The organism is Mucilaginibacter sp. (assembly GCF_039935595.1).
In the GTDB taxonomy this organism is placed as follows: Bacteria; Bacteroidota; Bacteroidia; order Sphingobacteriales; family Sphingobacteriaceae; genus Mucilaginibacter.
The window spans coordinates 1-25,249 of the sequence record NZ_JBDTJZ010000057.1 but is presented as its reverse complement, the minus strand read 5'-3'; the positions used below and the strand labels follow the sequence as shown (position 1 = coordinate 25,249).

The 25,249-nt window shown below is 41.8% G+C and carries 19 protein-coding genes; 8 read left to right on the top strand and 11 right to left on the bottom strand.

Features of this window, described 5'->3' with window-relative positions; all coding sequences use genetic code 11:
• Nucleotides 1-5: 5 nt before the first annotated feature.
• The 3 genes from hemL to hemC form a co-directional block, all read right to left on the bottom strand.
• Entirely contained in the window at nucleotides 6-1,322 is a 1,317-nt protein-coding gene (hemL, locus tag ABI367_RS03235) for a glutamate-1-semialdehyde 2,1-aminomutase (RefSeq protein WP_462226550.1), read from the bottom strand.
• Nucleotides 1,323-1,417: 95 nt separating this feature from the next.
• The gene (gene hemB, locus ABI367_RS03230) at nucleotides 1,418-2,389 is read right to left on the bottom strand and encodes a porphobilinogen synthase (RefSeq protein WP_462226548.1); all 972 of its coding nucleotides are present in this window, start codon (nucleotides 2,387-2,389) and stop codon (nucleotides 1,418-1,420) included.
• A 77-nt stretch (nucleotides 2,390-2,466) separates the two neighbouring features.
• On the bottom strand, nucleotides 2,467-4,041 hold the full coding sequence (hemC, locus tag ABI367_RS03225; protein ID WP_462226546.1) for a hydroxymethylbilane synthase: 1,575 nt from the start codon (nucleotides 4,039-4,041) through the stop codon (nucleotides 2,467-2,469).
• 331 nt (nucleotides 4,042-4,372) lie between these two features.
• Here hemC and ABI367_RS03220 point away from each other — a divergent pair, with 331 nt between their 5' ends.
• From ABI367_RS03220 to ABI367_RS03205, 4 genes are all read left to right on the top strand, one after another.
• On the top strand, nucleotides 4,373-4,678 hold the full coding sequence (locus ABI367_RS03220; RefSeq protein ID WP_462226544.1) for an ArsR/SmtB family transcription factor: 306 nt from the start codon (nucleotides 4,373-4,375) through the stop codon (nucleotides 4,676-4,678).
• An 18-nt stretch (nucleotides 4,679-4,696) separates the two neighbouring features.
• Nucleotides 4,697-5,182: an SRPBCC family protein gene (locus tag ABI367_RS03215; protein WP_462226542.1), complete on the top strand. Its 486-nt coding sequence runs from the start codon at nucleotides 4,697-4,699 to the stop codon at nucleotides 5,180-5,182.
• 165 nt (nucleotides 5,183-5,347) lie between these two features.
• Entirely contained in the window at nucleotides 5,348-5,794 is a 447-nt protein-coding gene (locus tag ABI367_RS03210; protein WP_462226540.1) for a VOC family protein, read from the top strand.
• A gap of 385 nt (nucleotides 5,795-6,179) precedes the next feature.
• The gene (locus ABI367_RS03205; protein WP_462226539.1) at nucleotides 6,180-8,537 is read left to right on the top strand and encodes an MBG domain-containing protein; all 2,358 of its coding nucleotides are present in this window, start codon (nucleotides 6,180-6,182) and stop codon (nucleotides 8,535-8,537) included.
• Nucleotides 8,538-8,731: 194 nt separating this feature from the next.
• Here ABI367_RS03205 and ABI367_RS03200 read toward each other — a convergent pair whose 3' ends face one another.
• The 3 genes from ABI367_RS03200 to ABI367_RS03190 form a co-directional block, all read right to left on the bottom strand.
• The gene (locus ABI367_RS03200; protein WP_462226537.1) at nucleotides 8,732-9,739 is read right to left on the bottom strand and encodes an MBL fold metallo-hydrolase; all 1,008 of its coding nucleotides are present in this window, start codon (nucleotides 9,737-9,739) and stop codon (nucleotides 8,732-8,734) included.
• A gap of 9 nt (nucleotides 9,740-9,748) precedes the next feature.
• The gene (locus tag ABI367_RS03195; RefSeq protein ID WP_462226535.1) at nucleotides 9,749-10,579 is read right to left on the bottom strand and encodes an alpha/beta hydrolase family protein; all 831 of its coding nucleotides are present in this window, start codon (nucleotides 10,577-10,579) and stop codon (nucleotides 9,749-9,751) included.
• 249 nt (nucleotides 10,580-10,828) lie between these two features.
• The gene (locus ABI367_RS03190; protein WP_462226533.1) at nucleotides 10,829-11,206 is read right to left on the bottom strand and encodes a DoxX family protein; all 378 of its coding nucleotides are present in this window, start codon (nucleotides 11,204-11,206) and stop codon (nucleotides 10,829-10,831) included.
• A 150-nt stretch (nucleotides 11,207-11,356) separates the two neighbouring features.
• Here ABI367_RS03190 and hemA point away from each other — a divergent pair, with 150 nt between their 5' ends.
• Nucleotides 11,357-12,583 (top strand): glutamyl-tRNA reductase, encoded by a 1,227-nt coding sequence (gene hemA / locus ABI367_RS03185; protein ID WP_462226532.1) that lies wholly within the window; start codon nucleotides 11,357-11,359, stop codon nucleotides 12,581-12,583.
• A gap of 157 nt (nucleotides 12,584-12,740) precedes the next feature.
• The gene (locus tag ABI367_RS03180) at nucleotides 12,741-13,916 is read left to right on the top strand and encodes an acyltransferase family protein (protein ID WP_462226530.1); all 1,176 of its coding nucleotides are present in this window, start codon (nucleotides 12,741-12,743) and stop codon (nucleotides 13,914-13,916) included.
• A gap of 274 nt (nucleotides 13,917-14,190) precedes the next feature.
• Here the strand turns inward: ABI367_RS03180 and ABI367_RS03175 are convergent, their stop codons facing one another.
• From ABI367_RS03175 to ABI367_RS03165, 3 genes are all read right to left on the bottom strand, one after another.
• Nucleotides 14,191-15,198 carry a hypothetical protein gene (locus tag ABI367_RS03175; protein ID WP_462226528.1) on the bottom strand — a complete coding sequence of 336 codons (1,008 nt, stop codon included), beginning with the start codon at nucleotides 15,196-15,198 and terminating at the stop codon, nucleotides 14,191-14,193.
• A 92-nt stretch (nucleotides 15,199-15,290) separates the two neighbouring features.
• Entirely contained in the window at nucleotides 15,291-16,370 is a 1,080-nt protein-coding gene (locus tag ABI367_RS03170; RefSeq protein ID WP_462226526.1) for an esterase, read from the bottom strand.
• A 10-nt stretch (nucleotides 16,371-16,380) separates the two neighbouring features.
• Entirely contained in the window at nucleotides 16,381-17,541 is a 1,161-nt protein-coding gene (locus ABI367_RS03165; RefSeq protein WP_462226524.1) for an alpha/beta hydrolase, read from the bottom strand.
• A gap of 508 nt (nucleotides 17,542-18,049) precedes the next feature.
• On the opposite strand from ABI367_RS03165, the gene ABI367_RS03160 reads away from it, so the two are divergent.
• Entirely contained in the window at nucleotides 18,050-20,452 is a 2,403-nt protein-coding gene (locus ABI367_RS03160; RefSeq protein WP_462258010.1) for a PAS domain S-box protein, read from the top strand.
• A 121-nt stretch (nucleotides 20,453-20,573) separates the two neighbouring features.
• Nucleotides 20,574-21,650, top strand: a complete 1,077-nt coding sequence (locus ABI367_RS03155) for an AI-2E family transporter (RefSeq protein ID WP_462226521.1) — start codon at nucleotides 20,574-20,576, stop codon at nucleotides 21,648-21,650.
• On the opposite strand, the gene ABI367_RS03150 is transcribed toward ABI367_RS03155, so the two are convergent.
• Together ABI367_RS03150 and ABI367_RS03145 are read right to left on the bottom strand one after the other, a co-directional pair.
• A complete protein-coding gene (locus ABI367_RS03150) occupies nucleotides 21,647-24,340 on the bottom strand; it encodes a cation-translocating P-type ATPase (RefSeq protein ID WP_462226519.1) in 2,694 nt (897 codons plus the stop codon). The two genes, ABI367_RS03155 and ABI367_RS03150, sit on opposite strands and share 4 nt — an antisense overlap.
• 3 nt (nucleotides 24,341-24,343) lie before the next feature.
• Nucleotides 24,344-25,183 (bottom strand): universal stress protein, encoded by an 840-nt coding sequence (locus tag ABI367_RS03145; RefSeq protein WP_462226517.1) that lies wholly within the window; start codon nucleotides 25,181-25,183, stop codon nucleotides 24,344-24,346.
• Between the last annotated feature and the right edge of the window lie 66 nt (nucleotides 25,184-25,249).

The following is a 25,249-nucleotide window of genomic DNA, read 5'->3' as shown; positions in this document are numbered from 1 at the left end:
ATTGCTTATTTGTTATTGAATACCAGGTCAAGACTCTCAAATATAATGCTTTTTGCTTTTTCCAGATCAGCTTTAGTATGGGCCGATGATATAAAACCAACCTCATAGCCCGATGGCCCCATATATACGCCCCGGTTAAGTAATTCGCGGTGTAAAATTTTAAAGTTATCCATGCTGGTCGGATCAATTTCATCGGCTTTGCTGATGGTAGCCTGATCGGTAAACGCGAACCAGAATATAGACCCGATACTAAATATTTTGAATTTATTATTACGCTCAGCAGCATATCGCTGTATAGCCGCTACAAATTCATCCGTTTTACTTTTTAACTCGTCATAAAATCCGGGTCGCAATAGTTCGGTCAATTGGGCAATACCCGCGGCCATGGCTACCGGGTTTCCGGATAAAGTACCGGCCTGGTATACCCCGCCATCCGGCGAAATATGGCCCATAATTTCTGCCGAAGCACCATAACAACCCACAGGCAAACCGCCGCCTATAATTTTACCATAGGTAATAATGTCGGGCTGTATTTGATAATAACCCGCTGCCCCTTCAAAACCTATACGGAAACCGGATATCACCTCATCAAATATCAATAAAGTACCGTTTTGGTTACAGGTATCGCGTAATAGTTGCAAATATTCTTTAGTCTGTAATAGCAAACCATTATTAGCCGGTATTGGTTCAATAATTACCGCGGCTATCTGGTCTTTAAATTCGGCGAATGCTTTTTGTAAAGCTTCGGCATCATTCAGGGCTATAACAATAGTTTCATCGGCAAATGATTTAGGAACCCCTGCTGATGAGGTTTCGCCAAAAGTAACCAGGCCCGAACCTGCTTTTACCAGCAATGAATCTGAGTGACCATGGTAACAGCCTTCAAACTTTAATATCTTATCGCGTTTGGTATACCCGCGCGCCAGCCTTATGGCCGACATCACCGCCTCGGTACCCGAGCTTACAAAACGCAGTTTTTTGATAAATTTATTGTTAGTCAGGATCAGCTCGGCCAACTCATTTTCTAATGCTGTAGGTGCGCCGAACGACATGCCGTTTTGCATTACCTCAATAACCTTCTCTTTTACCTTTGGATGATTATGTCCTAAGATAAGCGGCCCCCATGAGCAGCAAAAGTCAATAAATTCGTTATCGTCCGCATCCCATATATGGCAGCCATCGCCTTTTTTTATAAAAAGCGGTGTACCGTAAACCGATTTAAACGCACGCACCGGCGAGTTTACCCCACCTGGAAAATACGTTTTAGCCTTTGCATACAATTCGGCCGATTTTTCGCGGCTGATATCTTTTGTTTGAACCATTGTTTTAAGCATAAGGCTGAAAGCATAAAGCTAAAAGCCTGTTATTACATCGAATTAAAAGCTTTCTGCTTTTACCTTTCAGCTTTCACCTTAATCTACAACCATTTATTCACCAACACCTCTTTAGCATGATACGTTAATATCGCGCTTGCGCCTGCCCTCCTGATACCCATCAGCGTTTCGGTAGTGGCGCGTTGCTCATTTAACCAGCCTTTTTGCACGGCTGCTTTGATCATGGCATACTCGCCGCTTACGTTGTAGGCCGCTATGGGCAGTTCGGTATTATCCTTCATTAATTTTATTACATCCAGGTAAGCAAGGGCCGGTTTTACCATTAAAAAGTCGGCACCTTCCGCTTCATCCAGCTTGGCTTCTATCAAAGCTTCGCGCTGGTTGGCGGGGTTCATCTGGTAAGTTTTTTTATCGCCAAATTTTGGGGCCGAATTTAGCGCGTCCCTAAACGGACCATAAAACGCGCTGGCATATTTTGCACAGTACGACATGATAGAAACCCCGGTAAAACCATTCTCGTCCAATACAGACCGAATATACCCTACTCTGCCATCCATCATATCGCTTGGGGCAATAATATCTGCACCGGCAATAGCATGGGCCAGGGCCATTTTGCCTAACACTACCAGCGTTTCGTCATTCAATATTTCACCATTTTCAACAATACCGTCGTGGCCATCGCTGCTGTAGGGGTCCATCGCTACATCGGTTATCACAACTGCCTCAGGGAAGTTCTTTTTTACTTCGGCAATAGCACGCAGGTATAGGCTTTCCTCGCGGTGGCTTTCGGTAGCATATTTATCTTTTAAAGCCTCCTCAATATTAGGGAACAAGTCAAACGACATTAAGCCCAGTTTTAAACAGCTTTCCACCTCGCGCAGCAAATTATCTATCGAGTACCTATAGATACCCGGCATTGAGGCCACCTCGGTTTTTTGGTTGCTGCCATCCACAATAAACAGCGGGAATATCAGGTTAGCCGCACTTAAATGCGTTTCCTGTACCATCTGCCTTATTACCTCGCTTTTGCGGTTTCTTCTTGGTCGTTGCAACATTAGTTCATAGTTTATGGTTCATAGATCATAGTTGAAGGTGCTTATTACTATGAACCATCAACCATGAACCATCAACTCTATAGTCCAAACACCGCTTCGGCCAGCCCAACTTCGTCGGGGGCAAAAGGCAGTGTGTATTTTACGCCCATTTCATCAAATTTTTTGCCGGTTGCTTTACCTATGGCAATCACTTTTTGATAGGGATCTAATAAATTATCAGTAAAGTAAGCGTCTACGTTTGACGGGCTGGTAAATATCAGCACATCAGCGCCCGATGCTTCTATGTTATCTTCCAGCACGGTTTCGTAAATAGGCAGGTCAATCACTTTAGTTTGGGCCGATAAGCCTTTTTGTACCGTACGCAATGATTCCTCAGCACCCGGGAACAATATAGTTGCCCCATTGGCCAGTTTGGCAAATTCAGCCGCCACATCATCCGTATCGCCGCCATCTCCCGTAAAATCACTGAAGTAACCTTTTTGGCGCAGCATTTCTTCTGACCCAGCACCCATTACCCCAAACTTAACATCTGTAGGTAATAATGGCTCCAGTTGAAAAAAATACTCCACCGCATTTTTACTGGAGAAAAATATCCAGTTAATATCTTTTAGTATATACGAATCGAGCTTGGTAATAACCGGCACGGTGCGTATAAGCGAGCGCGCTTCAATTTGTATATTATGTTTTGCTAATGCTCTTCTAAAATAACTCTCCTCAGATATCTCGCGCGATATAAATACGCTTGACGGCATTTTACGGCCAGCTTCAAAATAGGTAACTACTTTATGCGATAAACCCTCTGCCGTATCCGCCTCCAAAAACAACCTGTCGGGGAAATCCTCGCCGGTTTCGGCTTTTGAGGTAAACACCTGGAACTTGCCATCCTCGCGGCGGCAATAGCAGCCCAGGGGCAGGTGGCAGCCACCACCAAATAAAGTTAATACTTTACGCTCAACCGCCAGTTCTTCGGCCACATCGGGGTGGTTAAGTATTTGCAGGATGCTAAATAATTCGGTATCACTTTCGCGTATTTGTATGGCCAGCACGCCTTGCGCGGGTGCGGGTATCAATTCGTTAGGGGTTAGCACTTCTACATGAAATTCGCTCAAATCAATACCTAAACGGCTCACACCTGCTTTGGCTATCATAATGGCATCATAAGCTTCGCTGCGCAGTTTACCTATGCGGGTGGGCACGTTGCCGCGCAGTTCTTCAATTTCCAGATCGGGGCGGTAGGCCAGCAGCTGGGCTTTGCGGCGGTTGGATGACGTACCCACCGTAGCGCCAAACTTTACCGATAGCTTTTGCTTTACATCCACGCAATCCTTCAATATCAACAGCAATTCAGACGGGTCCTCCCGTTCTGAAACTGCTGCGATGATGAGTCCCGGAGGGTTTTCGGTAGGCAGGTCCTTATGCGAGTGTACCGCCAGGTCAATGCTTCCTGCCAAAAGTTCTTCTTCCAGCTCCTTAGTAAAAAAGCCTTTGCCTTCTAATTTATCAAAACTTAAGTTTAGAATACGGTCGCCCTGCGTTTTTATAATTTTCAGGTCGGCTTTAATACCGGCTGCCGCCAGGCTATCCTTTACAAAATTGGCCTGCCATAAAGCTAAATCGCTGCCGCGTGTACCTATTATTAATGTTCTTTCCAAAAGAGATGTGTTTTATGCAACCGCAAATTTAATTTTTTATAAATAGGATTGCATTATTAATTGAGGATATGAAACTACGGTGATAATTATTGAATTAGTGACTGAGTGAATTAGTGATTTGAATATACAAAAGCGTTTAACATCGTTTAACACATTTTAGGTTATTTTTTTATCTAATACATTAATAATCAATTATTTAAGTGCAAAATGGCACGAAAATGTGTTAACCATGATTTACGACCGCTTTTTACGGTGAAAAACTATTTTCAAAAAAATTTGCGCAATTGATTGGTTGCATTTATATTTGCGCAACCAAACAGTTGCAAGTTATATGAAACGAGACATTTTTAACGCCATTGCCGATCCTACCCGCCGCGCCATTATTACCCTGCTGGCCCTGCAGGCCATGACACCCAACGCCCTTGCCGAGCATTTTAACACCAGCCGCCAGGCCGTATCCAAACATATACAAATACTGGCCGAGTGCGATGTGGTAACACAACAACAAACCGGTCGCGAAATTTATTATCACTTTAACGCTAAAAAAATGAAAGAAGTAGACGAATGGATTGAACGTTTCCGCCAGTTGTGGGACGACCGCTTTAACCAATTAGACAATTTATTAAATGACTTATAACACTCAAAATCAAACATCATGAACAGTACAGTAATTAACAAAGATCTGCCTAACAAAAAATTAAAAGTTACCCGCCACTTTAACGCGCCTATAGCCAAAATATGGGAAGCGTGGACCAACCCTGCTTTATTAGAAAAATGGTGGGGACCAAAACCCTGGACAGCCGTAACCAAAACCATGGATTTTAAAGCGGGCGGTTTATGGCTATACAAAATGACCGGACCCGATGGCGAGGGCCAATGGTGCCGTGTAGATATCCATACCGTAGACGCGCCAAACGGATTTACCTCAACCGCGACCTTTAGTGATGAGGATGGCGTTAAAACCGGCACTTTCCCTGACGGGCATTGGAACACGCAGTTTTTTGCCGATGGCGACGGTACCCGCGTAGAGGCCACCCTAACATTTGATACACTGGCCGATATGGAACAATTGGTTGCTATGGGCTTTGAACAAGGCTTTACTATGGGACTAAACCAATTGGAAGAATTATTGGCACAATAATAAACTATTATTCAAATGGGGTTGTGCGATTCCCTCCCCCGGGAGGGTGTAGGGAGGGGTTTATACATACAAAATCCACTAACCCCTCCCTGCCACTTCACAAACAGCCGCACCCCTCCCCAGGGAGGGAATTTATTTTTATTCTTTTAAATTATTAAGTATACAATGGAAATCAGAAAAATAACACCGTTCCTTTGGTTTGATAAACCGGCGGACGAAGCAGCCAAATTTTACTGCGCTGTTTTTAAAAATTCAAAGATCATTACCGCTAACGCTTCGATGGCGATATTTGAACTGGAGGGACAGGAATTTAAAGCAGGCAACTTTGGCCCTCAATTTAAATTTAACGAAGCGGTATCATTTTATGTGGACTGTGATACGCAGGACGAAGTTGACTATTTTTGGGATAAACTAACTGCCGATGGTGGCGAAGAAGGTCGCTGTGGCTGGCTTAAAGATAAGTTTGGCTTATCATGGCAAATTATCCCGGTTGCTTTTAGCCAAATGATGACCAGTGGCGACCCGGTTAAAACGCAACGCGTAATAACTGCCATGATGCAAATGAATAAAATGGATATTGCCAAATTACAACAAGCTTATGATGGCGAATAATTAGTTACAAACCACTGCACACGCGCGCGCCAGCGGTGGTTAAATCAAATTATAAGCATCTTAAAGACATTATTTAGATTGGGGCATTGATAGGAAAAAATGACTTAATGACCCGATGACTTAATGAACCATAAACGTGTTGGTCCGGATTTATAATCCCGGACCGGCATGTTTGGGGATTTGCAATCCCCTGAATAGCTTTACGTGATGCGGATTGCAAATCCGCCGTTGGTTAAGTCCGGGATTGCAAATCCGGACTAACAGGGCGCTTTTTTATGCAATGTTTTAAAAAAGATGTAATAATGGCATCTATCATTTGGTATATTTATAATTTTACATCATTATTAAATTAATTAAATATCCAAAACCACTAAACCAGGAGATATTGTTGGGAATAACTTATACCTATATAATTAACAGACAAATACTTTTAATTACATTAGGTTCGGTGTTATTGTTTTTGCTTTCGCACAACGCTGTACAAGGCCAGTCAAACCAAACGGTGGTAAACGGGGTGAACACACCTGTTATTAATTTCCCTGTTACAGGGTGCACTTACAATTGGGTTAATAGCAATCCGGCTATTGGTTTAGCAGCGAGCGGCACGGGAGATATAGCTTCCTTTATTCCGATCAATACCGGCAATGCACCAATTATTACTACAATCACAGCTACCCCTGTTGCTACAGAGTATGCTTATATCTCAAATGTGCATTCAAATAATGTTTCGGTTATTAACCTCACAACAAATACTGTTATAGCTACTATTCCCGTTGGTAGCGAACCGGCCGGTGTGTCTGTTAGTCCGGATGGCACACGTGTATATGTTGGCAATACACTTTCAAATACAGTATCCGTAATCAATACTATTACAAATACAGTAGTAGCAACTATTCCAGTCGGCAATTACCCTTATAGTTTGTTAGTGAGTAAAGATGGCAGCAAAGTATATGTGGTAAATACCAGCAGTAATTTTATGTCAATAATTAATACCGCGACCAATACAGTTAGCGGTACTATACCGTTAAATAATTATTTTGCCACCTGTGTAGCGTCAAACTCTGATGGCAGCAAATTATATGTGTCAAACTGGAGTGCACGCGTGGTATATGTAATAAATACTGCAAATAATACGGTAGTATCAACCATTTCATTTCCGATCACAGCGTATCCATGGAGTTTGGCTGTTACCCCTGATGACAGTAAGGTTTATGTGGGTAATGAAAATAATAACCAAACATTTTATGTGATCAATACAACCAATAATAATTTATCTGTTATCAATTCAAGTTCAAGTATAAGTCCTGACGGTTTAGTAATAAGTCCTGATGGGACGCGGTTGTATATAGCCAACAGCCAATCAAATAATATATCAGTAATTAATACGGCAACAAATACGTTAGTAACAACTATACCCGTAAATATATTGCCTTTAGGGGTATCATTAAATAAAAGCGGCGGTTTGCTGTATGTTACCAATAACGGCTCAAATAATGTATCGGTAATTAATACAGCTACTAATACGGTAATAAATACTATTGCTGTTGGCAATATACCTCTGGCGTTGGGCAATTTTATCGCGAGCGGTCCGGGTTGCGGTGCTCCTGTAACATTTACTATCACGGTTAATCCGCCACAGCCAACTATATCAGCCACAGCAGTATCACCGCTAAGCACGGTTTATGGAACTCCGTCTTTTTCAAACAGTTTTAACGTCTCAGGCGCTTATATGTCAGGTGCTATCACAATTACTGCCCCCCCGGGCTTTGAAATAAGCAAAGATGATGTGACCTTTAGCAATATTATTACTATTGGCTCCTCAGGTACCATAGCATCAACACCTGTGCATATAAGATTAGCCTCCGCAACGTACGCCGGTAATCATAACGGAAATATTGTTTTATCAAGTACCGGCGCAACCGATGTTAACCAATCAGTTACCGGAACCGTAAGTCCTGCCCCCCTTACCATAACTGCAACAGATGTACAAAAAAAATATGGGGAAGTGCTGACTGATATTAATGCGTCAACTGCATTTACTTTTTTCGGGTTAAAAAATGGGGAAACAATCGGTAATGTGAACATACACTATGATGCCGGTGAGGCAGCCAATGCAATAGTAAATTTATATAGCGGGGGCATAATTCCATCTTTGGCAGCGGGTGGCACTTTTAAGGCTGCTAATTACGATATAACTTATATACCCGGGAATATTACTGTGCTTCCGGCTCCTTTAACTATCAAAGCTGACGATAAATTTAAAGTATACGGGGCAGTCAATCCTGTTTTAACCTTTACCTATAATGGCTTTGTAAATAATGAAAATGAAACTCAGCTTATAACATGGCCCAATGTTAGCACTATAGCCGGCACAGTATCACCTATTGGTCAATATCCTATTATAGTTAGCGGAGGTTCAGCTGCAAATTATGCCATTACTTATATAGCCGGGACACTTACCATTGCCGCTGCCCCAAAAGAAATTTCGGTACCTAATGCATTTACACCAAATGGCGATGGCATAAACGACACATGGGTAATAAAAAACCTGCAGGATTATCAAAACAGCATGATAATGGTATACAACCGATATGGGCAGGAAGTATTTAAGTCGCGAGGTTATAGCATTCCCTGGGATGGAACAAAAAATGGCAGCTATGTACCGGGCGGCACTTATTATTATAAGATCACCTTAGATAACAACAGCCAAATTTTGGCAGGTTATATAAGTGTAATAAGATAACTCCCCTGTTACTTTCAGCGAGACCCTGATAAGAACATGAAAAACCCGCGTTGGTCCGGATTTATAATCCGTGACCGGCATTTTGGGAATTTGCAATCCCTGATCAGTGCCTACTTTATGCAGATTGCAAAGCGGACTAACCAAGGGTGTTATTTAGTTGATGGTTCATAGTTCATAGCCAAACTCACCATGAACTATGAACCATTAACCATGAACCTCTTCCACCACTCACTATTATACGCCCCGTTAACTTCGGTAGGTTTACCGGGTTCGGGTACAAATAGGTCGATGTTTTTTTGTTTGGCAAATTTTTCCAGGTCCTCAATAGGCTCAAACCAGTCATGCAGAGCCAAATTGAATGTGCCCCAATGTATAGGCATCATGAGTTTACCTTGCAGGGCAATGTGCGCGTTGGAGGCATTATCGGGCCCCATGTGTATATCGGGCCAGTTTTTACCGTAGGCACCAATTTCTAATATGGTCAGATCAAAAGGCCCATAAATAGAACCGATAGATTGAAACCCGTCAAACCAGCCCGAATCGGCACCAAAAAATATTTTATGTTTTGGCCCTTTTATCACGAACGACGACCAAAGCGTTTCATTACGGTTAAACATCCCCCGGCCCGAAAAATGGCGTGCGGGGGTAGCGCTTACTACGCAGTCATCGCCAATCATCGCGCTATCGCCCCAGTCCAGTTGGGTAATAAAGCTTCCGTCAACACCCCACTTTTTAAGGTATTGCGCTACGCCCAACGAACAAAAAAACGGTATGGTTTTACCCACGAAAAACTTAATGGTATCAGTATCTAAATGGTCATAATGATCGTGCGATACTATAACCGCATCCAGCGGGGGCAAATCGGCCAATGCTATAGGCGGCTGGAAAAATCTTTTGGGTCCAAAACTTTGCGAAAACGATACCCGGTCGCTCCAAACCGGATCGGTCAGTATGCGTTTACCATCTATCTCAATCAATAAGCTGGAGTGGCCCACCCACGTAATTCTTAAACCACTTGCAGGCGGGGTATTATATATGTTAATATCGGTTTTAAATGGGCCAAGTGTATTTTTAGGTACTACTTCAGCCTTATTGGCCATATATTCCTTAAGTATCGGGACCATCTTACCAAAGCCCCCCGCATCAGTGGGTACGGGATTTATATATTTTTTTCCTTTTTTCTGCGATCCTGATAAGCTCATAATAATTACTTAGTCCTTTAAAAAATCAACAACTTTTTCGCAAACCTGCAATAGCGCAGCGGGTAATGCGGTATCGGCATAAGGGTGCGAAGCGCCAAAAACATGGTCGGTGTTTTTAATAATAACTAATTCGGCTTTTGGCTGCGCTTTTTTTAGTTCTTTGGCATGGCCTACAGGTACGGTTGGGTCCTCATCGCCATGCACAATTAGCCAGGGTTGTGTTATAGCCGCCGCTTTAGCCGGTATATCAAACCGCGCCGGGTTGCGGTCCAAATCGTCAAGTAAAGCTGCTTTTACAGGCATTTGCTGCCCGGTGCGCTTGTTAGGGAAATACATTATACCCTGCAAGTGCCACTGCTCTTCAATCTGTTTTGGCCAAAGGTTTCTGAAACCTGATATAGAAGCCAGAGTAACCAATTTTTTAACCCGGTCATCCTCAGTAGTTTTTATAATGCTGATACCACCCCCCATACTATGCCCCATAAGGTAAACATACGGCGCTCGTGGTATTGCCGAGCCGTTACAGGCAAAATCAATTACCGCGGTCAAGTCGTCCAGCTCCATCGTAATTGTATTATCGCTAAAAGCTATCAGGTCGGTAAAGTCAACTGGGTTATCGGGCGTGGTGCCGTTATGCGAAAAATTGAATTTTAAAAATCTGAAGCCGTTTTGTACAAAGTTGTTGGCCATCAGGTTATAGGTGCCCCAATCTTTAAACCCTTTAAAGCCATGCACAAAAATTACCAGCGGCGCGTCTTTAAGCTGGTCATTGTATGTAAGGTCCATCAGCATACCCCTGCCTTTAGCGCCGGATAAGGTGAAAATGTCTTTTTTGATCATCCTGATGGTAATAATAGCTTAAACGAGGCTACAATCCAAATTTAATAAATTTATTAACTTAAACGTTAGTAGGTTTGGATAAAAACATAAGCATATTGACCCGTAGGGTCTACCTGTTTGTAGAATAAATTGTCCCCCGTTACCTAATTGCCCCGTCAGGGGCTACCCAAATTCGCGAAGGGTAGCCTTACGGGTCATAACAGTTTTTTATAATAAGCTATTATCTAATTCACGTTAACTTAATGATATTCATTCTTTGCGCGTATACCACCACGCCCATAACATTAATACAGGTTGTAACAATAACCGCAGCCAGGCCAGCGTAGGCGTAACGGTTAGGGTGCCTAATTGTAATGGCGCGTTAATTAACATATCAATATGTACCGGTAAAAAAGCAACCAACAACAATATGATGCCGTAGGCACTATAGGTGCGGGTTTTAGTGGGTATAAGCAGTAATGCCAATGTAATTTCTAATATTCCGGATATTATATTTACTACAGATGGATAGGGTATATACGGCGGTATTATACGCAAGTAAGATGCCTGATTACGAAAGTGATTGGTACCTGCAACCAAATACCCTATTATTTGTACTATTAAACCCGCTTTTTTTATAAAATTCATTATTTATGTACGTTTTTTAATAAGTATACAATTGATTTTACAATAAAAGGGCCTTAATTTATAAACATTCTAAATACAACTGTATGACAAAGGTTTGACAGAGCTTCTTGTTAAGGATGTTATTTTTGTGGGGTCAAATTTAAAAATACCTTGAAGTATTTAAAAGTAATAGCTTTTACACACAAGCAGATAGAACTGAAGGAATTGGGTAAGCTGGTTATATGCCAGGAGAATCTGACGCAAAAGCTTCATGACGTTAAAGCCGAATTTGGCATTGACGAGATATTTTATTTGGCCACCTGTAACCGTGTGGAGTTTATTATGATTACCCAACAGGTAGTTGATAAACCATTTGCCAAAAAATTTATTGAAAAATTAAACTCCGGCATGTGCCCGCAGCACATGGGTGCTTTTGTTGATGCTGCCTGTATTTATGAAGGTAAAGAGGCATTGAACCATTTATTACGCACATCATGCTCGTTAGAGAGTTTGATAGTTGGCGAAAAAGAAATTTTGGCGCAATTGCGAAAGGCTTACGAAGATTGTAAGGAAGCAGGGCTAACCGGCGATGGCTTACGAATGTTTATGGAGTGTACCGTAAAAACAGCCAAAGAGGTTTATACCCATACCAACATCTCCCGCAACCCCATATCGGTAGTATCATTAGCCTACCGTAAGTTAAATGACCTTAAGCTTTGCTGCAATGCCCGTATCCTCATCATAGGTGCCGGCGAAACCAATCGAAACATCTCCAAATATCTTCAAAAACATAAATTTTCAAACTTCGCGGTATTTAACCGCACCGTAGCCAAGGCACAGCAACTGGCTGCCGACCTTAACGGCGAAGCCTACGATCTGGAAGCGTTGAAATCTTATAATAAAGGTTTTGATGTTATTATTACCTGCACATCAGCAGTTGAGCCTATTATTACCCCCGAAATTTATGCAACCTTATTAAACGGCTGCAAGCATCGTAAAACTATTGTTGACCTTGCCATACCCAATGATACCGCGCCCGAGGTGTTAGAGCAATTCCCGGTTAATTTTATTGAGGTACATTCATTAAACGAGGTAGCCAAACGCAACCTGCAGGAGCGTTACCAGGAACTTACCCACGCCGAAGAAATTATTGAACAAAACATCTGCGAGTTTTTAATTCAGCAAAAGCAGCGCCGCGTTGAGCTGGCCATGCGCCAGGTGCCTGAAAAAATAAAAGAAATACGCAACACCGCCATTAATACCGTTTTTGCCGACGAAGTACAGGGCATGGACGAGCAATCTCGCCAGGTATTGGAACGCGTGATGAACTACATGGAGAAAAAATACATTAGCGTACCTATGGTAATGGCTAAAGATATACTCATCAATAACAACTAATCTGTCTCCCTTCTGGCTCGCTTATTATACTTTTAAGCAAGTATTTTAAATCTTGAATTTTTTTGTTAAAATTTTGGTTGCTAATCTTTAAAGATAGTTGCCAACTCATTTTTTATTTTTACTTTAGTTCAAGTATGGCCTAATCCCCTTGCCAGTAATGATAAAAACAAAAAGACTTGACTTTTTAGATAGCCTTCGCGGGTTCGCGGCTATTTTTGTAATGTTAAACCATTTTTATGCTGCCTATGATATGGGCAGGCGCCCCCTGTTTAGCTGGATATATTATACCCCACTGCACTTTTTTTATATTGCCCCCGCGGCTGTATCGCTTTTTTTTGTGTTAAGTGGCTATGTGCTGGCGTTGTCGTTAAACAAGAGCCCCAATATTGATGTGATCCCATTTTATGTAAAACGGGTTGTTAGGATATGGCCCACTTACCTTGCCGCGTTTGCCCTAAGTTATATTTTATACCGAAACTATACCATAATACAAACCAGCCTTGCCAGCACCGCGTGGATACGTACTTTTTGGCGAACCCATGTTGATGGACTGCATATATTTAAACAACTATTTCTTTTAGATGATGACCAAAAAGTGCTGGTACCGCAAAGCTGGTCGTTACGCGCAATTATGCAATTTTCGTTATTAATACCGTTTTTATATTTTATATGTAAAAAAACAAATAACCTAACCTTTTTAATACTTAATCTGGTATTGTATTTTGCATTTAGGGGCCCGTATTTAATATTTCATTTTTCGCTGGGGGTATATTTAGCTGTTAACCAACAGCAGGTACTCGAGTATTTTGCCATGCTTAAAAAACGGTTCAATGTTTTATTGATACTGGCCACCATAGTTTTATATACTTACAATTATAATATACCGGTTTATTACCGTTATATTTTGGGTAAAGACCTCCCCCTTTTTAGCACTGAGGCCGTTATGCGCCTTGCCACTGGCTTGGGCTCGTTTTTTATTTTGTTGTATTGCCTATCATCGCCACGATTGCAAAAAGCGCTTAGTTACAAGCCTTTTGTACAGTTTGGCAAATTAACATACGGTATATACGTAACTCATTTTATGGTGCTTTTATATGCGGTACCTTTAATTATACGAGATTTAAACAGGGCGGGTATAACTAACCGGCATGAAGTAATACCGGCCGCCGTGGTGGGTTTATTAGTAATTACTACGCTGATTTCCTACCTGATCAAGGTACTTGTTGAACAGCCCTTTTTAAAACTCGAAAAGAGAATACTTAATAAAAAAGCTAAACAACAGCAGGGAACAACAAATACCGGGCAACAGCCGGAAGCTATTGTATTAACTTAATTGCTTCTTCATCAACATCCTGGTATCATGGCAATCCTGCAATCCTAAAAATCAAGGTCCAGATATATAAAGAGGCTGCCGCAAAAGTCCCAAATTAAAAAGGCACTCCAAATAATATTTTGTCTTTGTGCATTCTTTGCGACCTCTGTAGTTTATTTTTTTACCACTGAGGCCGCAAAGAATGCACTGAGAGGCACGGAGATTTAATATGCAATTATATTCGGTTCGGCTTTTTTGGTGGTTAGGGAGATGATAAAACTAAGAAACAGTTGAATTAACTCCTTAAACGCTTTGCCTTTTTGTTTTTTAACACAAAAGTTTTGCCGTTAAATTTATAAATGCAAGTAATATCGCCTGTTCTGTTATCTTCCTCTTCACTATCTTCACTTATACTTCCATGTTTGCCGCAATTGCAGGTGGGCGTTTGATCATCCGTTATATATCGTATCTTAATAATGTGTTGTTTTGAATCATAAGTTATAAAATCAGATGACATTTCATCTGGACCTTCAAAATTACGGGAACCTAAATTATAGCTAAAATCCTTTATAAATCTCCCTTTATCGAAACTTACCAAATCTATATAAAACCCAAAGCATTGATCACAACCTTGAACGTTACCCTTCAGTAAATATTTAACACCATCATTAGTATTTATGGTGTCAATACTATAATATCCGTCGGCATTAAAAATGGTATTATCCTGATCATTAATAGTGATAGATTTATTGTTATCAGATTTGTAATGGATGTAACTAATTATACTTTTATAGCTTCCGCCGGTTTTTTCTTCAAATCCAAAGGAATATAACTTCCCGTCGGGTGATCTTACCGTACTTAAATGGTTTTTAAGTAAAAGCCTTAGATCATATTGATCAATGTTTGTCCAGCCTAATATTTTTTCAAGGTCATTACATATCATTCCTGACAAGATCCCAGTTGCTTCGAAGCCCAGTATTTTCGGTGAATGAGGAATAGAGTCGTCGGAATTGTACTTATATAAAGTATCAATGTCATATTTGTTAAGTTTGAATTTTTTGATGTAATATTCACCAAAAGGGCTTATTGTATCGAATACACTGAAGAGCTTTTCTGTATGAGACACTAATGTAGCCAACCCGGCATCTTTAAAAATAAGTGTATCTGCAACGCCCACCTTTTTTACTGCATTTATCATTTGAGGGTTCGATTTTTTTACCTCAGCTTTATCACGTTTATTTTCACGACATGAGAAAAGAATAGTAGGAATAAAAAAGATTAGAATTATTTGGATTTTCGTCATGTTATTATTTTCATAATAAAGATATAATTTTAAATAAAAGAAGGCCGACTTTTTCAGTCGGCCTTGCTATTATAATAGGGTTAAAGTAGGGTTTATTTAAACAACTTAGGTAATGTAGTTGATAGGTATAGTTTACAATTCATCCAGGTATGCCCGCCTGATACTATCTGCGGGGTTACATTAATGCCTTTCTCTTTAAACATTGCCAGGTTTTTTACAACACTATCATGTAAAAAGTCTTCGGTACCTACGCTGATGCTGAATAGTTTTAACTGTTTATTTACCTGGGCTGCGTTAGGTTTAAAGTCGGCTCCAAATATTGATCTAAACTCCTCGGTTTCAGGATACGGTGCGTAAGCTGCTACGTAAGCGAATTTATTCAAATTGGTAAAGGCAATATCCAGCGTTTGTCCGCCACCTACCGAGAAGCCCGCAATGGCACGGTGACGGCTGTCTGTATAAGTTGGATAGTTAGCCTGGGTAAAAGGGATAACATCATTCATCATTTCATGTATAACAGCATCCTTGCGGAAACCAACAGCGGCATAAGGCATCACAATGATCATGGGTACCATTTTATGCTGCGCTATCAGGTTATCGGCAATCAGGTTGGCACGGCCAACCTTGGTCCAGGTCTCTTCCGTGTCCGATCCGCCGTGGATAAGGTACAGCACCGGGTATTTCTTCTTGCCATTAGCTACAAAGCCCGGCGGAGTATACACCAATAACTGGCGGGTAGTACCCAGCGTAGCCGATTTATACAGGCGGTAACTTATTTTACCATGCGGCACATTTTGCAACGAATGTATCAACGGTTTATCACCCGGAATATCAACCAGGCTAAATTTAAAACGTTCGTTAGCAAAAATATAGGTGTTGTTTGGGTCGGCTATGTTGTTGCCGTCAACTACAAAGCAATACGGGTAAATATCGGGTTTAATATAGGGTACGGTAATGCTCCATACGCCGTTAGCATCTTTTGCCAGTGGTTGTGGTTTATCAAAAAACTGCCCGTCAAGCATTACCTCTTTGGCATTGGGGGCGTTAAAGTTAAAAGTTACGCTATGGTCGGGATGCACATCCGGCGATATCACATAAGGCGCACGCTGCTGTGCCATAACGCTAAAGCAGGTGTAAGCCAATAGTAGGTATGTATAAAATGTCTTTTTCATCTTCTGTCAATTATTTAAAAAGCAGTGGAGCAGTTGTTGCCAAATAGTTTTTTACGTTCATCCATGTATGTGCACCGCCGCTTATCATGCTTTTATAGTTTACCTGGTGTGCTTTTAGGTAGTCTAAAAACTCCGAGGTTGGTTTATACATAAAATCTTCGCTGCCCACGCTTACCCATAGCAGCTTTAACAGCTTATTGGTTTGCTGTGGTTTGCCCGCAACAAAGCTGTAGCTTTTATCCATCTCCGCAGGCGATAAATACGCGCTGTAGCTGCAGATGTAGCTAAACTTATCCAGGTTACCTAAGCCGGTGCGCAGGGTTTCGCCGCCGCCACGAGAGAAGCCGCCAATAGCACGATTATCCCTGCCCGGCAGTACGCGGTAGGTTTTGTCAATATATGGTATCATGTGTTGGGTAACATCTTTACTAAAGGCAAGCGCACGGGTTACGGCCTCATCACTTTCGCGCCCAGCCGGGTCGGCAGGTTTTTTGCCGCCTTTTTGCTCGGCTATGCGGCCTTCTACATTACCATAAGGCATCACCAATATCATGGGTTTTGCTTTGCCTTGGGCAATCAGGTTATCCAGTATCAGGTTGGCTTTGCCTACTTTAAAAAAGGTCTCTTCGGTATCGGTAGTGCCGCTTATTAAATAAAACACAGGGTATTTTTTGGTTGAGTTTTTATCATAACCCGGCGGGGTATAAACCACCAATGTACCGGTGGTGCCGCCTGCTGCCGGGTAATACTCGTAAGTAACCGTGCCGTGCGGAACATCCTGCAGGGCATGTATCAACGGCGGGTTATCCTGCACATCTAATAAACTGCCTTTAAAACGCTCGTTGGTAAAAAAATACTCGTTGGCCGGGTCCATTACTGATATGCCGTCCACCACAAAATTGTATGGGTAAATATCAGGCGCAACTGGGCCTACGGTTACGGTCCAGTTATGCTGTGCGCCCTTGGTCATGGTGGCCGGGGCCTTTAAAAACTGACCGCTTAACTTCACATCCTTAGCCGTTGCCGAAATGTAGTTGAACGTAACCGTTTTATCGGCATTTACAATGGGCGACCGGGCCAATGGGCCACGCGGAGGCTGCCCCATAACCAATACCGGCAGGTACAGCATACAGCATAACAGCGCTGTTTTAATGAGTTTGTTTTTTAACATAGTTTGCTTTTTTAATATAACCCGGCAAGCAGTTATTAAATAACTGTCGGAGGCATAGCTAATAAATAATTAATTTTTGGTTTATAATATGCAGCCCATTGGTTATTGGGCTGATATGTAAAGGTATAAATGTTTTATAATAAGCAAATAATATTTGCAATTTGTTGTGGGTCACATCAGCCGCATCCAAAAATTATTAGTCCGTAACCTTATATATTAATTATAATAACTTTTTAATGATCTTATCGTACAAGCTTAGTATACATTATAAAATATGCCCATAAATATCAGTAAAGCATATATTATAGTGCCTATATTATTAAAATACAATTGCTCCCGAAAGCAATTGTGAACAAGCTTACCAGTAAGATAGCCCTTAACCTGGTGTCAACCCGTTAAATATTATAAACAAGTCGTTCTAATTATGTATAATTGATATATGCTTAGTATTTGCGTAAGCCAAGGCCTGTTCTTTGCAGGCATCATTGTACTTTTATTGCTATTCGGTATGGCCTTTTGGATCAGCTGGAGGCAATGTAAAAGGTATGCGCTTAAGGCAGACAAGATTGAAAAATGGCATAATACGCTTATTGAGAATACCGGCGATGCAATTGTTGTTTTAACTCCGCAAGGGAAACCTATATACGCCTCTCCGTCTATACAAAAAGTATTGGGCTACACGGTTGAAGAGATGTTAGGTATTGATCTGTTCTCGATAGCCTGGCCAGAGGATGCGATAGAAATGCAAAAGATAATGCAACAGGTGCTTGCCAACCCGGGTGTACCCATAAAGGGGCATACCGGCCGGATGCTGCATAAAGATGGTACCTGGCACTGGTATGAAGCAGTAGCAACCAATATGCTGCATGACCCCGATATAGGAGGCATAGTAGATAATTTTAGAGATGTTACAGACCAAATACGGGCTGAAGAGAAATTAAAAAGTGCCAACCGTTTATACGCTTTTATAAGCCAGATAAACCAGGCACTTATACATGCGGATAGTGAGTCGGCCGTTTTTAAAGAGGCTTGCAGCATTGCTGTTGATTCCGGAAAATTCCAGATGGCCTGGATAGGGTTTATAAATCAGGACGACAAAACCATAGCGTTAGCAGAAAGTGCCGGTATGCCGGCAGAGGACCAACTTAAGTTTACCAAAGCTGCCTACCATGATCATGGTGGTATAGGCTATCTTTTACGTACAGAAACTCCGTTTATTTGTAATGACATTGAACGCGACTATGGTGATTTTCCGATGTGGCAAGCCTACGCCGCGTTGCGCAGCCTGCAGTCATTTGTCATGCTACCTATAACAAGAGCAGGCAAAATAGTAGGCGCCCTTAGCTTATATTCAGGCCAAAAAAATTTGTTTGACCGCCAGGAAATACAGCTACTGGAAGAAGTAGCAGGAAATATATCCTTTGCTATAGATGTCTTAGAAAAAGAGGCCCTGCGCGAAAGGGCAGAAAGTAAAATGCGCCATAGCGAGCTGCGGCTTAAAGAGGCCCAGGCTGTAGCCCACGTAGGGAGTTGGGAAGTTGATTTTGCTACAAGCCTGGCAATCTGGTCGGAAGAGGCTCTGCGGATTTATGGACTGTCAACCGATGATTACCAACAATCGTACGCTTCATGGCTTGCATTTGTTCACCCGGATGATATGGAGTTTGTATTGGCACAAATCAAGAAGTCACAAGAGTCATTATGCAGTTCAGCTTTCTATCACCGTATTATTACCAGAGACGGTATGGTGAGGTATATATATTCAAAAACCGAGTTTGATTTTAAGGATGGAAAACCGGTAGGTTTACATGGCGTATGTCATGATGTTACGGATATCCATAAATCTGAACAGGCCCGTGAGCAATCTGATTCAAATCTGCTGTTTATTATTGACCTTATCCCGCAGGCTATTTTTGTAAGAAATGCCGAAGGTAAATACCAGTTTGTTAATAATAGTTTCGCGGCATCATATGGGCTTACCCCCCGCCAATTGATGCATAAAGCAAATAATAATGAAATTAAAACAGCCGATAGGTTTTTAGCGTATGATAAGGAAGTTATAGCTACCGGCCTTACTAAAACTATCCCCGAACTGATATTTACCGACACTAACGGCAACGTTCGTGTTTTTTACGAGGTTAGGGTTCCGTACACCATACCCGGAACAAATGAAAAAGCAGTGTTGGGCATAGCCCTTGATATTACCGAACAGCGCGCGATTAATGCCAACCTGCGGCAGCGAAATAAGGATCTGGAACAATTCTCCTATATCATTTCGCATAACCTACGGGCGCCGGTAGCCAATATACTGGGCCTGGCCGAAGTGTTGCACAATACCGACGTAACTAAAGAAGATGAACAAGCATTAATAAAAAACATCAAATTATCGGTAAACAAGCTGGACCATGTTATCAATGACCTTAACTATATACTGGAGTTTAAAAACCAGGATAATCAGCAAAAAGAATGGGTAAATTTTTCTGGTTTATTGGCCGATATTCAATTAAGCCTGGCTGGTGATCCCGAAAATGCGGATGTGCAGATTATTGGCGAGTTTGACGGAGCCGCAGGTATGCATACTGTAAAAAGCTATTTATACAGCATTTTTTATAACCTTATATCCAACAGCATTAAGTACCGAAAGCCAGGTGTTACCGCTGTAATAAACGTAAACAGCAGCAGTATTGATAACAAAGTACAACTTAACTTTATAGACAACGGCATTGGTATAGATCTGCACACAAAGGGCCACCAGATATTTGGCCTGTATAAGCGGTTTCATTTTCATGTAGATGGTAAAGGCATGGGCCTGTATATGGTAAAAAACCAGGTAGAGGCCCTGAATGGTAAAATAACTGTAAATAGCGAAGTAGATAAAGGAACGGAGTTTAAAATAGAATTTGAAGCGTAGGGAAAAGCAGTATAAAATACAAACAGGTGTTACACTGCGTTAAACTTGCGGGGGCTTAAGATATAAGTTTTGAATACAATAAGATGTATTGCTTATCTTGATAAAATTAACAATAAAAGTAATGAAAGAAATTCCTGTAACTGTTAAACGTTCGCTCGAATTATTGGGGATATTTATACTAGGGTACCTATTTGTTATTGGCAATACTATTATTATGCCCCTGCTGATGGCTTTTTTCTTTAGCTTGATGTTGATGCCTGTATTCCGTTTTTTTAGAAAAATAAAAGTACCCGAAGGTATAGCTATATTTTTACCTATACTGCTGTTAACTGTTATGGTGGCACTGGTTATTTGGTTGTTTTCAAGCCAGGTTGCCGCCCTTTTAGATGATTTTCCGCTAATAGAGCGCACCGTTACCAAACATCTGGATAATTTGAGTATCTGGATCAGTAATTCGTTCGGGTTTTCGCCGGCACAGCAATTAAAGTTTATTAATGTACAAAGTGCCAAGGTATTTAATTCAATAGGCAGTGTGTTGCAGGGTGCTGCTGGTTCGTTAACGGGGGTGTTAATATTTATTGGATTGTTGCCTATTTATATCTACTTGATCATACTATACCGTAACCTGTTTTTGAAGTTTATATTAATGTGGTTTAAACCCGGCGAACACAAAAATGTTGAACATGGCATAAGGCAAACAGAAAAAATGGTAAAGAGTTATTTGATAGGGCTGCTTATTCAAATTACTTACATCATTGTTTTATTAGGCGGATCATTACTATTGTTTGGTATTAAAAACGCGTTGCTTATAGGTATTATTTTTGCGTTTTTGAACCTTATACCATACCTGGGTGCCTTAATAGGTAACATTTTGGGCGTATTGCTCACGCTGGCCTCGTCCGAAAGCTTGTCAGATATTATTATTGTACTGGCTGCAATTACCTTTGTGCAATTTCTGGATAATAATATTTTAATGCCGCGTATTGTAGGCTCGCAGGTAAAGGTGAATCCGCTGGCGGCTATAGTTGGCATTATTGCAGCCGGATCAATGGCCGGGCTTTCGGGTATGTTTCTGGCCCTGCCGGTGCTTTCTATTTTAAAAATTATATTCGACAGCTCAGAAGGGTATAAACAATGGGGCGTATTGCTGGGCGACGAAAGGCCTTCAAAAAGTCCTATCCACGTTAACCAGGGTTAAACAGCCGGGTTCTTTTTACTTAGCAGTTTATAAGCTTGTATAACTATTAGCGGGAATGAACTGCCTATAATTGCAATTAGCCATAGTTTCCACGGTAAGGCCGATAGCCCCAATATGTAACGTAGTTGGGGTACTGCAAAAACCAAAACTACAGCACCGGTACAAATAGCCATAGCCACCCATATAAACTTATTGCGGGTAATTTCATTTACCAATACCGCCTCGTTGGTTGACGACATATTAAACACATGAAAAAGTTGGGCAAAGGTAAGCGTTACAAATACCACGCTGTTAATTATCCCGGCATTGTGCGTTATAAATTGGGTGCAATAAATGCCCGTTGCAACCACTGTGAACGTAATTGTAGCAGCGTATAAGGCAATATTGAGCCAGATTTTATGGGTAATAATAGCCTTTTTAGGGTCACGCGGTGGCTGGTGCATAACTGTTTTATCGCCGGTGCCCAAACCCAGCGCCAGGGCCGGGAATATATCAGTAACCATGTTTAAAAAAAGTATCTGTAAAGGCAAGAGAGTAGATGCCGGGGTAATTATACCTAATAGCGTTACAATAAATATCTCGCTCAAATTGCATGATACCAGGTAAATTACAAACTTTTGTATGTTTTGAAATATTTCTCGTCCGCGTGCTACAGCCTCAACAATCGAGGTAAACGAATCATCCTTTAATATAATGCTTGCCGTTTCTTTTGCTACGGCTGTGCCGCGAATGCCCATGGCTATGCTAACGTCTGCTTTTTTCAAGGCGGGTGCATCATTTACACCATCGCCCGTCATGGCTACTATATTGCCGGCCTGCTGGTAAATGGTTGCTATATCCAGTTTTTGTTTGGGCGATATACGGGCAAATACGCGCGTGTTCAATACCTTTTTTATCCAGCCCGGCGATGGTTTTTCATTGGCCAGCAATTCTTTGCCCGTTATTACGTCTTTGTCGTCATCCTCTATCAGTCCTACTTTGCGGGCTATATTAAGCGCCGTTTGCGGATGGTCGCCGGTTATCATTACTACTTTTATACCGGCACTTTTACACGAAAAAATAGCGCCTTTAATATCCAGCCGCGGCGGGTCAATAAAACCGGCCATGCCAATGTAAATCAACTGGTCCAGGTAATTACGTTCGTTCAGCTCGCCCCCTTCATTATAGGCAAAGGCAAGCACCCTAAGGCCGGTAGCAGCCATTTTTTCGGCTTTTGCCAGTATGTCGGCCCTGCTTTGCTCATCCATAATTTTAATTGTTGGGCCAAGTTGTATTTTTTGGCAACGTTCCAGCAACCGCTCAACCGAACCCTTCGCGGCAGCAAAAAGCCCCGACTGTGTTTTATGCAGGGTTGCCATCATCATTATGTCCGAGTTAAAGGGCAGTTCGGCTACGCGCGTATATTGTTGGTTTAGCGCGGTTACGTTGGGAATGGCCGCGTTGCACAGGTTAATAAGCGCAACCTCTACCGGATCGCCTGAGAGGGTGGCCTGGCTTTTTTTATTGGCAGCAACAATACCCGCGTTATTACATAAATAGCCCGCTAATAATAATTTATCAAAATTGGGCGCGCTTAATTTAATAGGGCCGTGGGTAAATTTTAAAACATTGTTTTCAATATGCACCCTTATGCTTTCTTCAGGGAAGCTAAAGCTATTTACATTGATCTTGTTTTCGGTTAACGTGCCGGTCTTATCGGTTAAAATTATCCCGGTGCTGCCAAGAGTTTCTACAGCGGTTAGTTTTTTAACAATAACGTTGCGGCGGGCCATCAATAGCATTCCGTATGATAAGGCTACCGTTGCTACAATGGGCAGCCCTTCGGGTATGGCAGCTACCGCCAACGCAATAGAAGTTTCAATAATAAGCAGTGCTTTTTTGCCTTCAATAATTCCGCTTATGGCAAATATAGCCGTCATGGCAAGTGTTACCCATATCAGCCGTTTGCTTAAGTTGTTTAGCTTTTTATCAAGTGGCGTAGCCGTTTCGGCCGAGCTTTCTACCAGCGATGTGATAATGCCCAGCTGTGTATGGCCCGCAATGCCGGTTATAATAGCTTTGCCATTGCCGTTTATAACGGCCGTGCCTTTAAAAATCATATTATGCTGATCGCCGGTAGCCGCTTGACCGCTAATTTTTTCGGTAAATTTATTAGTGGGGAACGATTCGCCGGTGAGGGATGATTCATCGCATTGCAGGCGGTGTACTTCTACCAGGCGGCCATCAGCCGGAACAATATCCCCCGCCTCCAGCGGAACAAGATCGCCGGGTACCAATTGTTCGGCAGCAATTTCGGTTGTGGCCCCATCGCGTATTACTTTGGCCAGTATCACATCCATCTTTTTCAAGGCGTTCATGGATGTGCGTGCCTGCAGCTCCATCAAAAAACCTATCAGCGCGTTAATTACAATAACGGCGGCAATGGCTGCCGCATCTAAAATATCCTTAAAATAAACCGATACCACCGACCCCGCCGCCAGCAAACCTACAATGGGACTTTTAAACTGCTGCAGCATTACATACCATAGGCTTTTTTGCTGCCGGGTTTTATATGTATTGGCTCCCCAGGTTAAACCGCGCTTTTTGGCTTCCGGCTGGGTTATGCCCTGGGTTATACTTGTTTTATGCGCTACGGTAACTTCATCTACCGTTAAAGCAAACGCGTTTTTTACCGGATAGTTGATAGACATAGTTTATTTATTATGCGCAATAAACAGGGGTATGTTAAGCTCTTTCATTAACAAATCGGCCATGCTTGATTTGAACCACCTGGATACCTGACCGCGCTTGTACGCGCCGGTTACTACCAAAACATTTTTTTTTATGGTTTTTAAATAGGTTACAATTTCGTCCTCGGCGTCGCCTTTTAACATACTATAAACCGCGTCGGGGTAGTGGCAGGTAATAAACTCCTTTATCAAGCTTTCATCAGGCAGTTCCTGCGTTTCTTTAGGGTCGGTTACTGATATTATTTCGGTCTCTTTACTACGCAGCCAGGGCATCATGTAATTAAACATTTTAATGGCATAAACAGATGATGGTTTGCCATCATACAGCAATACAACTTTTTCAATTTCTTTATAGATGCGGGGTACTATCAACACGGGGCTTTGCGTTTCGGCCAACAAATCGCGGATAAATTGGGTAGGGCGTTCCTCTTCAAAATGACTGATGGTTTCGTCGGCGCCAATTAATACCAGATCGCTGTATACGCTTTCTTTAAGCAGTTCCTGTAAGGCAAAGCTTTTGTCGCGGTGGGTGGTATAGCTTATATGGGCATTTTTACAGGCCTCGTCAAAAATAGCCACCGAGTGTTGCCTGCGCTGCTCATCACCGGCCAGCAAATGGTTCATTTTGGCTTGCGATATGCCCTGACTGCCCACCATATCAATTATTTTATAGCTATGGTATAAAAATGATTCTAAAAAAACGCCCGACAACATGGCTTTGCTACTCTCGGCTACTTTAATGGCATAGGCCAAAGTACCTTCAGAAAATTTTAAGCCATCAAAGGCGGCGGATATTTTTTTCATGATAGTTTATTTAAGCCAAAACAACTGTATTTTAATACCCATTGCAATGATTGTTGCCGTAAAATA